Origin of the sequence: Micromonospora sp. NPDC049559, from assembly GCF_040676675.1 — a bacterium.
Taxonomy (GTDB): domain Bacteria; phylum Actinomycetota; class Actinomycetes; order Mycobacteriales; family Micromonosporaceae; genus JBFAPK01.
Genome location: NZ_JBFAPK010000016.1, coordinates 68,091 through 80,393, shown reverse-complemented (window position 1 = coordinate 80,393; position 12,303 = coordinate 68,091). Strand labels below are relative to the sequence as shown.

10 protein-coding genes are annotated in these 12,303 nt (G+C 75.8%); all 10 read left to right on the top strand.

Annotated elements, in window-relative coordinates; translation table 11 throughout:
• Positions 1-275 precede the first annotated feature (275 nt).
• Complete coding sequence (locus AB0J86_RS18930) at positions 276-2,123, top strand: delta-60 repeat domain-containing protein (protein WP_363858827.1); 1,848 nt, start codon at positions 276-278, stop codon at positions 2,121-2,123.
• Positions 2,124-2,383: 260 nt separating this feature from the next.
• On the top strand, positions 2,384-2,860 hold the full coding sequence (locus AB0J86_RS18925; RefSeq protein WP_363858825.1) for an acyltransferase: 477 nt from the start codon (positions 2,384-2,386) through the stop codon (positions 2,858-2,860).
• Positions 2,853-4,616 carry a lipopolysaccharide biosynthesis protein gene (locus tag AB0J86_RS18920; RefSeq protein WP_363858696.1) on the top strand — a complete coding sequence of 588 codons (1,764 nt, stop codon included), beginning with the start codon at positions 2,853-2,855 and terminating at the stop codon, positions 4,614-4,616. The genes AB0J86_RS18925 and AB0J86_RS18920 overlap by 8 nt, the downstream gene beginning before the upstream one ends.
• A gap of 58 nt (positions 4,617-4,674) precedes the next feature.
• Positions 4,675-5,943 carry an O-antigen ligase domain-containing protein gene (locus tag AB0J86_RS18915; protein ID WP_363858823.1) on the top strand — a complete coding sequence of 423 codons (1,269 nt, stop codon included), beginning with the start codon at positions 4,675-4,677 and terminating at the stop codon, positions 5,941-5,943.
• Positions 5,940-7,484: a lipopolysaccharide biosynthesis protein gene (locus tag AB0J86_RS18910; RefSeq protein ID WP_363858821.1), complete on the top strand. Its 1,545-nt coding sequence runs from the start codon at positions 5,940-5,942 to the stop codon at positions 7,482-7,484. Before AB0J86_RS18915 ends, AB0J86_RS18910 begins: the two co-directional genes overlap by 4 nt.
• A 22-nt stretch (positions 7,485-7,506) precedes the next feature.
• The gene (locus AB0J86_RS18905; RefSeq protein ID WP_363858695.1) at positions 7,507-8,409 is read left to right on the top strand and encodes a sulfotransferase domain-containing protein; all 903 of its coding nucleotides are present in this window, start codon (positions 7,507-7,509) and stop codon (positions 8,407-8,409) included.
• Between the two features lie 30 nt (positions 8,410-8,439).
• Entirely contained in the window at positions 8,440-9,804 is a 1,365-nt protein-coding gene (locus tag AB0J86_RS18900; RefSeq protein ID WP_363858693.1) for a hypothetical protein, read from the top strand.
• 274 nt (positions 9,805-10,078) lie between these two features.
• Positions 10,079-10,579, top strand: a complete 501-nt coding sequence (locus tag AB0J86_RS18895) for a UDP-N-acetylglucosamine--LPS N-acetylglucosamine transferase (RefSeq protein ID WP_363858819.1) — start codon at positions 10,079-10,081, stop codon at positions 10,577-10,579.
• On the top strand, positions 10,576-11,151 hold the full coding sequence (locus AB0J86_RS18890) for a glycosyltransferase (RefSeq protein WP_363858691.1): 576 nt from the start codon (positions 10,576-10,578) through the stop codon (positions 11,149-11,151). Before AB0J86_RS18895 ends, AB0J86_RS18890 begins: the two co-directional genes overlap by 4 nt.
• Entirely contained in the window at positions 11,148-12,167 is a 1,020-nt protein-coding gene (locus tag AB0J86_RS18885) for a glycosyltransferase family 2 protein (protein WP_363858689.1), read from the top strand. The genes AB0J86_RS18890 and AB0J86_RS18885 overlap by 4 nt, the downstream gene beginning before the upstream one ends.
• Positions 12,168-12,303 lie beyond the last annotated feature (136 nt).

Below are 12,303 nucleotides of genomic sequence, written 5' to 3'. Positions count from 1 at the left end.
ATAAACAGCGCGATTGGTCAATGGCCGACACGCCCGCGCCGGCAAAGACGTACCAGCGGTGACGAGTGCCTGTCGCTATTCTGACCGGCGTGCTCGCCGAAAGGGCGATCCGCTGGGTGGCCGGCCGGGGGCAGGCTACGCGAACCATCTCCAGCAGGAGGTAACGCGTGAGGTTGAGCCGTTCCACTACCCGCCAGTCGCGACGGAGGTTCGCGGTCGCCGCGCTCCTCGCCGTCGTACCGGTCGCGCTCTACGCCACACCGGCGGCGGCGATCGTGGTACCGCCCGTGGTGGCGGGAACCTTGGCCTCAGCCGACCCGTCCGACGTGACCCCGCACGCCCGCGACGGCGAGGTACGGGCGTTCGCCCAGATCGGCAACACCGTCTACGTGGGTGGAACCTTCACCCAGATCCGTACGGCCGCCGACCCGACCTGGATCAGCCGCGCCTACCTCTTCGGTTACGACCGTGGCAGCGGCAACATCGTCACCGGTTTCGCCCCGGTGCTGGACGGCGCGGTGAACGCCCTGGTGGCCAGCCCCGACGGGAAACTCATCGTGGGCGGCGCATTCAAAACCGTCAACGGGGTGAGCCGCAAGAACCTGGTCGAACTCGACCCGATGAGCGGGGCGACGGTGGCCTCCTGGACGGCGCACTCGGACGGCGGCAACATCCGCGCGATGAAACTGCACGGCGGCAATCTCTACCTGGGCGGCGCATTCAACTGGCTCAACGGCGTGGAGCGGCACGGCGTCGCCCGGATCAACGCGACCAGCGGCGCCCTGGACACCGGATTCGTCGTGGACGCCACCGGCGGCCGCAACGGGGTCGCCCCGTACGTGTGGACGCTGGACGTCTCCCCCGACGGCGGCACGCTCGTGATCGGCGGCAACTTCACCGTGGTCAACGGAGTGTCCCGCAACCAGATCGCGCTGCTGGAGCTGGCCGGTACGCCGACGGTGGCGAACTGGAGCACCACCCGCTACGTCCCGCCCTGCGCGGCCCCGGCGACGTTCACCCACTACGTCCAGGAGGTCGACTTCTCCGACGACGGCGACTACTTCGTCGTCGGCAGCAACGGCGGCGCGGGCTGGCCGGCGGCCTACTGCGACGTGCTGGTCCGCTTCGAGACCGGCACCCGCGGCGCCAACCTCGACGGCACCTGGGTCGACTTCACCGGCAACGACACCATCACCTCGATCGAGGCCACCGACGACGTGATCTACCTCGGCGGCCACTTCCGCTGGCTGAACAACCCGAACGGCATGGACAACGCCGGCGCCGGCGCGGTCGACCGGCTCGGCATCGGCGCGGTGGATCCGAACAACGGGATGCCGCTGAACTGGAACCCGCGCCGCAGCGGCGCGCCCGCCGGTACGACGGCCTGGGGTTCCACCGTACCGGTGCTGTGGCGCGGACCGGACGGGGTCTACTTCGGACAGAACTCCGACGGCATGGGCGGCGAGTACCACGGTCGCCTCGGCGTCTTCCCCCTCGCCGGGGGCCGTACCGTGCCGGCGGTCGACGCGCCCGGCGCCACCCCGGGCTACCTCTACCTCGGCACCGCCGCGAGCCAGTTGACCAAGGTGCCCTTCAACGGGACCGCCCTGGGCAGCCCCACGGTCTCCAGCCAGCCCAACCTCAGCTCGGCCGGGGTGACCATGCGGGTCGCCGACAAGCTCTACTGGTCCAGCGGCAGCCAGCTCGGCTTCTCGGTCTTCAACGGTTCGACGGTCGGCGCCCCCTGGTACATCGGCTACAACGACTGGTACAACCCGTCCACGCTGACCGGAGCCTTCTACCTGTCCGGACGGATGTACTACACGAAGCCGGGCAGCAACACGCTCTTCTACCGCTACCTGGAACCCGACGGGTACACCGTCGGCGCGACCGAGTTCACCCTGCCCACCACCGGCCTGAGCTGGTCTCAGGTACGCGGCATGGCGTACGTCGGCGGCGGCCGGATCGTCTACGGCTCGGCCGACGGATCGCTGCGCGCGGTGCCATTCGACGCGGCCGCGCCCGGCGGGGTGGCGGTCAACGGTGCCTCGATCACTGTCGTCGCCAGCGCCTCCGCGGGCTTGACATGGTCGCGGCCCACTCTGTTCTACTCAGTCCAGTGACCACGAGAGAGCAGTCGGTAGCGACCGGACGCAACCCAGTCCCGACCGGCCGGTCGGTCGCCGCCCCACGGGCCGGGGCGGAGATCGACCCGCCGGCCGACGCGGGCGCGCCTCCGGCGCCGGACGCCCACGCCGGCCCGGACGCCCCTTCGGCGCCGGACGCTGACGCCCGGCCGGCGCCGGGCGTCGGCGCGCCGCACCGGCTCGCCCAGCACCGCGCCGCCCGGCTCGTCTTCGCCGCCAAGGCCGCCTACTACCGGCTGCGCTACCCCCGGCTGCGCCTCGGCCGGGACGTGCAGATCCGCGGCCGGATCCGGCTGCGCCGGGGCGTACGGGTCAGCATCGGCGACCGGACCCGGATCAACAAGCTGGTCCGCTTCGCCGGGCCGGGCGAGGTGCGCGTCGGCGCCGACTGCCTGCTCAACGCCACCTGGATCGGCTGCTGGACCACCGTGGTGGTCGGCGACCGCTGTCTGCTCTCCGACTGTCAGCTGGTCGACAACACCTTCCACAACCTCGACCCGGACCGCCGCCACGATCCGCCGCTGCCCGCCACCCGGGCCCCCATCGAGCTGGCGGCGAACGTCTGGGTCGGTGCCGGCGCCCTGGTCATGAAGGGGGTCCGGATCGGCCGGGACAGCGTGGTCGGCGCGGGCACGGTGGTCCGCGCCGACGTGCCACCCCGGGTCGTGGTGATCGGCAACCCGCAACAGATCGTCAAGAGGTTCGATGATTGACATGACCGACGTGGCCGTCGTCGGGCAACGGCGGTCCATGACCCTGGGCGAGCTGCTGCGGGTGCCGCTGCGCCGCTGGCCCACGGTGCTGCTCTGCGCGCTGCTCGGCCTGGTCGGCACCGCCGGCTTCCTGCTGCTGGTCCCGCCGAGCTACGAGGGCACGGCGGTGGTCGTGGTGCGCCCGGTGCTCGCCGACCCGTTCAGCCTGCCCGGCTCCGGCGCGGACCGCACGGTGAACATGAACGCCGAGACCGGCGTCGCCACCGGCAGCCAGGTGGTGGCGGCGGTGGTCGCGGCCACCGGACGCGCGGCGCCGGAGGTACGCGACGCGCTGCGGGTGGAGGTGCCGGTCGGTACGCAGTTGCTGCGCTTCAACTACACCGGGCGCTCGGGCACCGAGGCGGTACGCGGCGCCAACGCCGCCGCGACCGGGTACCTGCAGGTCCGGCAGAAGATGTACGCCGACCAGCGCGCCGCGCTGCTGGCCTCGTACGACGAGGCGATCAAGGCGGCCGGCGCGGAGGAGGCCGCCGCGCGGCGTACCCTGCCCGGCAACCTCGCCCCCGACGCGCCGACGCCGCCGGCGGTGAACGCGACCATGGAACGGCTGCGCGCCCTCAACGCCCAGCTGACGGAGCTGGCCGGGCAGCGCGCCAAGGTCGCCGGGGTGGACGTCACCCCCGGCACGGTGACCAGCCTCGCCGAGCCGCCCGTACCGTCCAGCCACGACGCGGCGCTGCTCTACCTGGCCGCGGCGCTGCTCGGCGGCGCACTGCTGGGCGTGCTGCTGAGCTACGGGCAGGAGTCGCTGGACCGCCGGGTCCGCTCGCAGACCGACGCGGAGGAGATCACCGGTCTGGCCACGCTGGCCACGCTGCGGCGCCGCCGGCCGGGCAGCGACGACCGGCGTCCCGCGACGGACCTGCGGTACGCCGCGATGGCCCTGGTCGGCCGGCTGCACCCGCCGACGCCGCCCCGGGTCATCCTGCTCGCGGCGCGGGCCGAGGAGATCGACGGGGCGCTGGTCGCCGGGCTCGCCGGCGCGTTGGCGGGCCAGGGCCCGGCGGTCCGGGTCGAGGGCGCCGTCACCGCGCCCGCCGACCCCCGTTCCCGCGTGGTCGCCGCGGTGCGGGGCGGCTGGCGCGCGCTGCGCGGCGGCGCGACCGCGCTCGCGCCGGGACTCGCCGCCGCGCGGCCGGCGCTCGGGGCCGGGCCGGCTGCCGACGGCGCGGACGCGGTGGCCGGATCACCGTCGGCCCGGCAGCCGCAGGCCCGCCCGGCGACCGGTCGGGCCAGCGTACGGCCCGCGGGCGAGCGTCCTCGACCGTTCCCCCGGGACGGCCAGCCGGGCGCCGAGCGCCCGCTGGAGGGTGAGCCGGTCGCGGCCGGCCCGCTGCCGCTGCTGCTGGAGGACGAGCTCTCCGGCCCGCTCGCCGAGACCGCGCCACCGCCGGCCCCGCTGCCCCGCTCCGGTGGCGACAGCCCGTGGGCGGCGCCGCCGCGCCCGGTCGCCGCCGCCACGGCACGGGTGCGGATGCACGCCTCCGCCGGGCCGGCGCCGGCCCTGGTCACCCTGGTCACCGCCCCGCCGGCGGAGTCCGACGAGCAGGGGGTACGCGCCGCCCGCGACGGCGGCGGCGTGCTCGTGGTGGCCCGCGACCGGACCCGGGTACGCGAGCTGCGGCGGCTCGTCGAGCGGCTCCGCGTGGCCGGCATCCGCCCGCTCGGGCTGCTCTTCGTCGACGGTCGTGACTGACCCGGCGCGCCGTACCGGTACGCCGCCGGCGGCCCTGCCGACCTGGCCGCTGTTCGCGATGTTCGGCCTGGTGCCCCTCTGGTGGCTGCTCGGGGCGTTCTACCTGGTCTGGCCGCTGTTCGGGGCGCTGCTACTGGCCTTCCTGCTGCGCCGGGGACGGGTGGTGCTGCCCGCCGGCGCCGCCGGGTGGCTGCTCTTCCTCTGCCTGGTGCTGCTGAGCGCCACCCAGCTCGAACGCGGTACCGCGTGGCTGACCTTCGCGCTGCGGCTCAGCTTCTACCTGACCGCCCTGGTGGTCTGCGTGTACGTCTACACCGCGCTGCGCGAGCAGACCCCGTGGCGGCGGGTCTTCCTCCCGCTCTGCCTCTTCTGGCTGGCGCTGGTGGTGCTCGGCTGGGTCGGCGTGCTGCTGCCCCGGCTGGCCGGGGTGACGGCGACCGAGCGGCTGCTGCCCGACCTGCTGGCCCAGGCGCCGTTCATCAACGACATGGTCCACCTGCACGCCAGTGAGTTCAACGCCCGCTCCGCGCAGCCGATCTACCGGCCGTCGGCGCCGTTCCCGTACACCAACAACTGGGGCAGCGCGTACGCGATGCTGGTCCCCTGCGTGGTGGCGTACCTGCTGTCGGTGCGTACCGGCCGGTGGCGGCCGGTGCTGATGGTCTCGCTGCCGCTGTCGCTGCCGCCGGCGTTCCTCACCCTCAACCGCGGCATGTTCGTCAGCCTCGGCGCGGGGCTGGCGCTGCTGGCCGTGCGGGCGCTGCTGCGCGGCAACGTACGGGTGGTGGCCGGCGTGGCGGTGCTGGCCGGCTCGGTCTGGCTGGCCACCCTGGTCATCCCGGTCGCCGACCTGATCGCCGAGCGGACCAGCCGGAGCGGCACGACGCTCGACCGGGCCGGGCTCTACCTGGAGGTGCTGCGCCAGGTGCGGCGTTCGCCGCTGCTCGGTCACGGTGCGCCGGTGGCGGTCGACACGACCACGTCGAGCGCGCCGGTCGGCACCCAGGGGCAGTTCTGGCTGGTGCTGTTCAGCCACGGGATACCGGCGCTGCTCTGCTTCCTGTGCTGGTTCGCCGTGGTGACCTGGCACGCCACCCGGGCGGTGTCGCCGGCCGGGCAGTGGCTGGCCGTGGTGCCCGTGGTCGCGCTGGTGCAGTCGCCGTTCTACGGGTTGACGTTCCAGAACCTGACGGTCCTCTTCTTCGCCGCCGGGCTGGCGCTGGCGGCGGTCGACGGGCCGGTGCGCCGTACCCCGGCGGGTGCGCGCGCGCCGGTACGCCGTACCCCGGCGGGTGCGGGCGGGCGGGGTGGGCCGTGGCCGGCATGACGGGGGCGCCGCCACCGGTCGCGACCGGCTCCACACCCGACGCCGGACCGGCGCCGGAGCTGCGGCGCAGCGCCCGCAGCGGTGCCGTGGGGCTGGCCGGCGCCGCCGCCAGCGGCGCGTTCGGATTCCTGCTGGCCGTCGTGATCACCCGTGGCTTCGGTACCGCCGGCGCCGGCGCCCTCTTCACGGCGATCGGTCTGCTCACCGTGGCCGGCGCGGTCTGCTGCCTGGGGGCCGACACCGGGCTCGTCTGGGCGCTGCCCCGCCGGGGCGTACGGCCCGGCGGCGACGCCGCCCGTCTGCTCCCCGTGGCGCTGGTGCCGCCGCTGCTCGCCGCCGGCGCGCTCGCGCTGGGCGGGATCCTCGCCGCGGACCGGCTCGCCCCGGTGCTGCTGGACGGCGCCGGCCCGGACGGAGTGCGGCTGCTGCGGCTCGCCTTCGCGGCCGTACCGCTCGTCGTGGCGACGACGATCCTGCTCGCGGCGGTGCGCGCGGTCCGGCCGATCGCCGCGTACGTCGGGGTGCAGTTCCTGCTCCTGCCGGTCGGCCGGCCGCTGCTGGTGGCCGCCGCCGCCCTGGTCGGCGCGGGGACCGTGGCGGCGCTGGCGGGCTGGGCGCTGCCCCTGGTCGCGGCGGTGCTCGCCGGCGCGGCGCTGGTACGCGGGCCGCTCGGGGTCGGTACCGGCACGCCGCTGCGCCCGGCGCGCGCCGACTGGTCGACGTTCTGGCGGTTCGCGCTCCCCCGGGCCGCGTCGGCCGTGATCGACAGCGGCGGGATGTGGTTCGGCGTGCTGCTCACGGCCGCGCTCGCCGGCCCGGCCGAGGCGGGCGTCTTCGGGGCCGTCGGCCGGTACGTGCTCGCCGGCCAGCTCGCCCTGCACGGGCTGCGGGTGGCCGTGGCCCCGCAGCTCTCCCGCCTGCTCGGCGCGGGCCTGCGGGACCGGGCCGGGGCGGTGCACCGGCAGACCACCACCTGGGCGGTGCTGCTCTCCTGGCCGGTGTATCTGCTGCTGGCGGCGTTCGCGCCGGGATTCCTGCTGCTCTTCGGGCCCGGTTTCACCGCCGGCGCGGCGGCGCTGGCCGTCCTCTCGGCGGCGATGCTGGTCAACGTCGGACTCGGCAACGTGCAGACGCTGCTGCTGATGGGCGGCCACAGCGGCCGGCACCTGGCCGCGACGGCGCTGGGGCTGGCCACCACCGGGCTGCTCGGGGTGCTGCTCGTCCCGGCGCACGGCGCGCTGGGGGCGGCGATCGGCTGGGCCGCCGGGATCGTGGTCGAGAACGTGGTGGCCGCCGTGGCGGCGGTACCGGTGCTGGGACGGTTCCCGGTCGACGCCGCGGTGACCGGCGCGGCCGTCGGGGTCGCCGCCGCGGTGGGCGCGGCGGCGCTGGTCGGCGGGCTGGTCGCCGGTCGCGGGCTGGCCGGGCTCGCGGTCGCGCTCGGCCTGCTGGCGGCGGGCGCGGGCGGGGCGCTGACCCGGCCGGCGGTACGGCGGCGGATGGCGGGCGCGGTGGCCACGCTGCGCGGCGGTACGACGTGAGGGCGACGGGGTGGGAGGGGCGATGACGACGATCCGCGACCGGGTGAACCGGGCGGCGCCCGCCGGGCTGCGCGACCGGCTCAAGGCGGGGCTGGTGCGCTACGGCGAGCGGACCGCCGACCGGCGGCCGACTCCGGACTTCCTCATCATCGGCACGAAGCGGGGCGGCACCACGTCGCTCTGGAACTACCTGATCCGCCATCCCCTGGTGCCGCGTCTCTTCCCGGCCTGGAACACCAAGTCGACGCACTACTTCGAGGAGAACTGGCACCGGGGCGAGCGCTGGTACCGCTCGCACTTCCCGACCGAGCGGCAGCGGGCGGCGCTGGAGCGGCGGTACGGCGGCCCGACCCGGGTCGGCGAGGCCGCTCCGCTCTACCTGTTCCACCCCCTCGTCCCGTGGCGCGTGCGGGAGCTGATGCCCCGGGTACGCCTCGTCGTGCTGCTGCGGGATCCGGTCGAGCGGGCGTACTCGCACTGGAAGGAGCGGCGCGGCGAGGGGAAGGAGCCGCTCGGCTTCGCCGAGGCGCTGGCCGCCGAGCCGGTGCGTACGGCGGGCGAGCGGGAGCGGCTGATCGCCGACCCGTACCACGTCAGCGAGGCGTACGACTGGTACAGCTACCGGGCCCGCGGGCGGTACCTGGAGCACCTGACCCCGTGGCTGGAGCGGTTCGACCCGGGGCAGCTGCTCGTGCTGCCGAGCGAGACGCTGTACCGCGACCCCGCCGGCACGTACGCGCGGGTGCTGGACTTCCTCGGGCTGCCCCGGCACGACCCGGGCCGGTACGAGGTCTTCAACCACCGCCGCTCGGCGCCCATGGACCCGGCGGTACGGGCCGAGCTGACCGCGTACTACCACCCGTACAACGTGGCCCTGAGCGAGCGGCTCGGGATCGCGTTCGACTGGGCCGTGCCGCCGGCATGAACGGCCCGGACGCGTGAGGGGCCCGGACGCGTGAGCGGGCGGCGGGCCGGCGCCGATCCGCGCGAACGCCACGACGGGCTGGGCTGGGTCACCCGGGCCGTCTTCGCCGACGAGCGGCTGCGGGTGACGCTGGCGGACGGGCAGTCCCCGCCGGGGGACGACCGGGTGCTGCGGTTCGCCGTCGTCCCCTCGGTACGGCGGGCCCGGTTCCTGCTGCCGCTGGGCTCGCGGCGGGTGACCGCGGCCTCCGTGCTCGCCTACAACGCGCTGCGGCCGGCCGGGGTGCGCGCGGCCCGGGCGCTGGTGGGGGCGCTGGCGCGGGCCGGAGCGGCGCCGCTGGGCCGGCTGCCCGTGCTCTCGGTGGTGGTACCGCCGGACCTGGACCCGGCCGAGGTGCTGCTGGTCCGGCGGCTGGCCGCCGCGCTGCCCGGGACGGCGCCGCACGCCGGGACCGGGGTGCGCCCGACAGCGCCGCACGCCGGGACCGGGGTGCGCCCGACAGCGCCGCACGCCGGGACCGGGGTGCGCCCGACAGCGCTGCACGCCGCGATCGGGGTGCGCCCGCCGGACCCGAACCGCAAGCCGACGTTGCAGCTCTTCGACGACGCGGGCCGCCCCGCCGGGTACGCCAAGATCGGCTGGAACGGGGCGACCCGGGCGCTGGTCCGGGCGGAGGCCGCGGCGCTGCGGGCACTGCCGCGGCCCGGTGGCGCGGACTACCCGCTCGCGCCCGAACTGCTGCTCGACGCCGACTGGGCGGGGCAGGCGGTCGCCGTCATCGCGCCGCTGCCGCCCCGGGTGCGCCGGCTCGACGCGCCGCAGCGGCCCCGGCTGGACGCGATGCTCGCGGTGGCCCGCCGGGGCGGACCGGCGGCCCGGCCCCGCCCGCTGGCCGGCTCCCCCTTCCATCGGCGGCTGTGCGACGACGCCCGCGCGGCGGCCGGCGACCCGGCCGGCGGCGAGGCCGGGCGGCGGGCGTACCGGCTGGTCGAGGCGCTGCTCGCGCGGTACGCCGGCACGGCGCTGGAGTTCGGGGACTGGCACGGCGACTGGGTGCCCTGGAACCTCGGCCGGTACGGCCGGAAGCTGGTCGCCTGGGACTGGGAGCACAGCGGCGCCGGGGTACCCGTCGGCTTCGACCTGGCCCACCAGTACTTCCAGACCGCGTTCGTGCTGCGCGGCGAGCCGGTACCGGGGGCGGTCGCGGCGGCCGGGGCGGCGCTGGCCCGGCACGGCGGACGGTTCGGGCTCGGGCCGGTGCAGGCGGCCGCCGTGCTCGACGCGTACCTGCTCGAACTCTGGCTGCGGATGCGCCGGCTGGCCGCCGGCGGGGCGGGCTGGCATCCGGTCCTGCACCCGGGGCTGCTGCACGTACTGGCGGAGCGGCTGCGATGACCGGCCCGGCGGCGGTGCCGGGCGGGCCGGCCGTGGCGGTCACCCGGCGGATGGCTCGGCGAGCCGGCCGACGGGCGGGGCGGCGCGAATTCGGCTATGGCCGGCATGCCGGGCTGGACCGGAGAAGATCGATCTTTCACGATGGGCGGAAACGGCACGGGGGATTGTCATGACAGAAACCGGTTCATCATCGCCCGTTCATGGATCCTCGGTAGGGGCCACGGCCGACCGGTGTAGGGGTGGCCCGTCGACCCGGGAGGAGCGCGTGGCGAAGATTCCCGTACAGGCGGCTCCGTCCGACGCGGGCCGGCCCTCGCGGCCGGACCTCACCGTGCTGCTCGTCGCCTCCAGCGGCGGGCACCTCGCCCAACTGCTCGCGCTGGCCCCCTGGTACCGCGACCGGAACCGCTGCTGGGTCACCTTCGACACGCCCGACGCCTGCTCTCTGCTGCGCGAGGAGGAGGTGGTCTGGGCGTACCACCCGACCACCCGCAACATTCCCAACCTGCTGCGCAACACCTGGCTGGCGGTACGGCTGCTGCGCCGCCGGCGCTTCGACGCCGTGGTCACCACGGGCGCCGGGGTGGCACTGCCGTTCGTCGTCCTGGCCCGGCTGCGCGGCATCCCCACCGTCTACATCGAGGTCTACGACCGGATCGACACGCCGACGCTGACCGCCCGACTCTGCCGGCCCTTCCTCTCCGCGATGCTGGTCCAGTCCGAGGAGCAGCGCCGGCTCTACCCGGAGGCCATCGTGGTGGGGCAGCTGCTGTGACCGGGTCGGGGCGCCCCGGCGGCCCGGCCGGACTCGCCGTACTGGTGGTCGTGGGCACCGACAGCCACCCGTTCGACCGGCTGATGGGTTGGCTGGAGCGCTGGTACGTCCGCCGCGCCGACCGACCCCGGCTGCTGGTGCAGCACGGCAGCAGCCGGGTCCCGCGGATACCGGGTGCCCGGGCGTACCTCGCCCACGAGCAGATGCAGCGGGCGATGCGGGAGGCGGTGCTGGTGGTCACCCACGGCGGGCCGGCGACGATCACCGAGGCGCGCCGCACCGGCCACCTGCCCATCGTCGTACCCCGCGACCCGGCGCACGCCGAGCACGTCGACGACCACCAGCTGCGCTTCGCCCACCGGCTGTCGCGGCTGGACACGATCCGGCTCTGCGAGTCCGAACCGGACCTGGCCGCCGCGCTGGACCGCGGCCTCGCCGAGCCCGCCGCGTTCGCGCTGCCCGAGCCGGCGGCGCCCGGGCCGGCCGGCCAGACCGCGGTACGGGTCGGGCGGATCGTGGAGGACCTGGTCGAACTCGCCCGGCAGCGCCGCAATGGCCGGGGACGCCGGTGACCGGCGGCGCCGGAGCCGCTCCGGACCACGGCGCGGCGCCGACGGTCAGCGCGGTCGTACCGACCCGGGACCGGCCGGAGCTGCTGCGCGGCGCGCTGGCCGCGATCGACGCCCAGGAGTACCCGGGCCGGATCGAGACCATCGTCGTCTACGACCGGTGCGCGCCGGACCTCTCGCTGGAGCGCGACGACGCCCGGCGCCCGGTACGGGTGCTGCGCAACGCCGGTACCCCCGGCCTGGCCGGCGCCCGCAACACCGGCATCCGCGCGGCCACCGGCGAGTTGGTCGGCTTCTGCGACGACGACGACGAGTGGCTGCCCGGCAAGCTGGCCGCCCAGGTGGCCGCGCTGCGCGCCACCGGTGCCGAGTTCGCCTGCTGCGGCATCCGGGTCCGGTACGACGACCGCGAGCACGACCGGGTGCTGCCGCTGGAGCGGGTACCGTTCGCCGCGCTGCTGCGCGACCGGCTCACCGAGCTGCACCCGTCGACGTTCCTGGTCCGCCGCGACGCGCTCCTGGGCCACGGCGAACCCGGCGGGAGCGCGCCGGACGGGGCCGAGCCGCCCGGAACCGGGCCGGACGGGATCGGGCCGGACGGGATCGGACTGGTCGACGAGCGGATCCCCGGCAGCTACGCGGAGGACTACGAGTTCCTGCTCCGCGCCGCCCGCCGCAAGCCGCTGGTCAACGTGCCCGAGCCGTACGCGCTGGTCCGCTGGCACCGCCGCTCGTACTTCACCGGGCGCTGGGAGACGATCTCGGCGGCGCTCGAGTGGCTGCTGGCGCGCTACCCGGAGTTCGCCACCTCCCCGCCCGGCCTGGCCCGGCTGACCGGGCAGATCGCGTTCGCCCGCGCCGCCGGCGGCGACCGGCGGGCCGCCCTGCACTGGGCCCGCCGCACGCTCGCCCGCAACCCGCGCGAGCCCCGCGCCTACCTGGCGCTGGCCGTCGCCGGCCGCGTGGTCCCGCCGGACCTGCTCCTGCGCGTCCTGCACCGCCGAGGTCGCGGCATCTGACCGGCGTGCTCTCTCCTTCCGCGCCACCTCACGTTCGATGTGGTCACACGGCCGAAGATGTGGTCACACAGCCGAAGGCGTACGGCGAGCGGAGCGAACCGGTTCCGGGGTCGTTACCGGTGGTTCCACCGGCCGG

Bases quoted from the DNA above. Each gene is read 5' to 3' on its own strand.
- AB0J86_RS18915 (WP_363858823.1), top strand. From the start codon at position 4,675: ATGTTCGGCCTGGTGCCCCTCTGGTGGCTGCTCGGGGCGTTCTACCTG.
- AB0J86_RS18910 (WP_363858821.1), top strand. From the start codon at position 5,940: ATGACGGGGGCGCCGCCACCGGTCGCGACCGGCTCCACACCCGACGCC.
- AB0J86_RS18920 (WP_363858696.1), top strand. From the start codon at position 2,853: ATGATTGACATGACCGACGTGGCCGTCGTCGGGCAACGGCGGTCCATG.
- AB0J86_RS18905 (WP_363858695.1), top strand. From the start codon at position 7,507: ATGACGACGATCCGCGACCGGGTGAACCGGGCGGCGCCCGCCGGGCTG.